The organism is Nitratireductor soli (genome assembly GCF_001050155.1).
Lineage (GTDB): Bacteria > Pseudomonadota > Alphaproteobacteria > Rhizobiales > Rhizobiaceae > Nitratireductor > Nitratireductor soli.
Genome location: NZ_LFVY01000041.1, coordinates 1 through 1,603 on the forward strand (window position 1 = coordinate 1; position 1,603 = coordinate 1,603).

Here is a 1,603-nt window from a genome sequence, read left to right on the forward strand (position 1 = left end):
CACCAGGGCAGGGCGCCCTGGCGACCGGGGAGTTCGTAAGCCGCCAGCAGACGACCGCCATGGCCTTTAGGCCGAAGCCCTGGACATATTGGGTAGCCGCGCTGCGCTCCGCATAATGAGCATAGGCAGGCTATTCAACGGGGATTTTGGCGAATGACGGACCCACGGCATTTCATTGGATTGGATGTATCACAAAAGAGCACGGCAGTTTGTATAATTGACGACAAGGGCAAGGTCGTTTCGGAGGGCATGTGCCTGACCAGGCCATTCGATTTGGTGGCCTATATCCGTAAGCGATCTGATTGTGTGGAGAAGATCGGGCTCGAGGCCGGCGCTCTTTCACCCTGGCTCCATACCGAGCTGATGAAGGCAGGCTTGCCGGTCGTCGTTCTGGAATCCTTCCAGACCTATCGCGCCCTGTCGATGCGTCGGAACAAGACCGACAAGAACGACGCGCGGGGCCTGGCCGAACTGATGCGGATGGGGGAGGATTGGATTCGCGTCGTTCACCTCAAGAGCCTCTGGGCGCAGGAAGCGCGCACCACATTGTCGTTGCGCCACAACCTCGTCGGCATGCGGGTGACGCTGGAGAACCGCATCACTGGGCTGATGAAGCCATTCGGGCTCCTGGTTTCTCGCGGTTCCGTCACTCACGATACGTTTCGGCAGAGGGTTCTCGGCAAGCTCAGGGAGGCGAGCGCGAACGGCATAAAGCTGGTCAGCTCCATTCTGCCGATGCTCGACATGCACCGAGATATGTGGCGCCAGATCGAATGCTACGACAAGGAGGTCGAGAAGATGGCGGCCGCCGACCCCGTATGCCGCAGATTGATGACCGTGCCCGGGGTTGGTCCTGTCACCGCGTTGACTTACGTAACCGCAATCGACGATCCATCTCGCTTCAAGGATGCCAATGACATCGGCGCCTATTTCGGTTTGACCCCGCGCGTCTTTCAATCCGGCGAAAGCCACCAGTCAGGCAAAATCAGCAAACGCGGCGACAGCATGGTCCGGCTGGCGCTGGTGCGGGCTGCCACAGTGATGCTGGTCAGCACCAAAACCTGGACGCCGCTCAGGGCGTGGGGCGTGCGGCTGGCGAGGCGCATCGGCTTCAACAAGGCCAAGATCGCAGTCGCCCGCAAGCTCGCCGTTCTGCTGCACAGGCTCTGGGTAAGCGGCCAAGTCTATCGTCCGAAAAAGATCAAGGAACCCCCGGTGCCGGTTGAGGGTGCCGTGGTGTAGCAGGTTTCCTGTTTCTACCAGGAAACGGTCTCTGCAGGGACGAAGGGATGTGGTGACGTGCGCGTGGCGTATTGGGTGCAGACACAGAACCCGTTGTGACATATTGGCAGCCCCTCCCTTTTTGAACCCACAATTGCGGCGGATCAGCAGATCCCGGCCGGGATCGTCATAGCGACGATCAGCCGATTGGACCGCGGAGAGAATGCTGACCCGATTGCAGAGATGATCCCTGCTCACCGGAAAGGACGTGCATGCGGAAGAACTAAAACGGTGCTTGACGAGAACGCGCGGCTAGAGAATGCGCCACAGCCTCCCCGGCCATAGGCTGAGGAGGTGTCATTGCGGCCGACACCGGCCGCTG

1 protein-coding gene is annotated in these 1,603 nt (G+C 60.1%); it reads left to right on the forward strand.

Annotation, left to right across the window (positions count from 1 at the left end):
- Nucleotides 1–153: 153 nt before the first annotated feature.
- Nucleotides 154–1,242, forward strand: coding sequence for an IS110 family RNA-guided transposase (locus AB843_RS24530; protein ID WP_082144009.1), 1,089 nt, complete (start codon nt 154–156; stop codon nt 1,240–1,242).
- Nucleotides 1,243–1,603 lie beyond the last annotated feature (361 nt).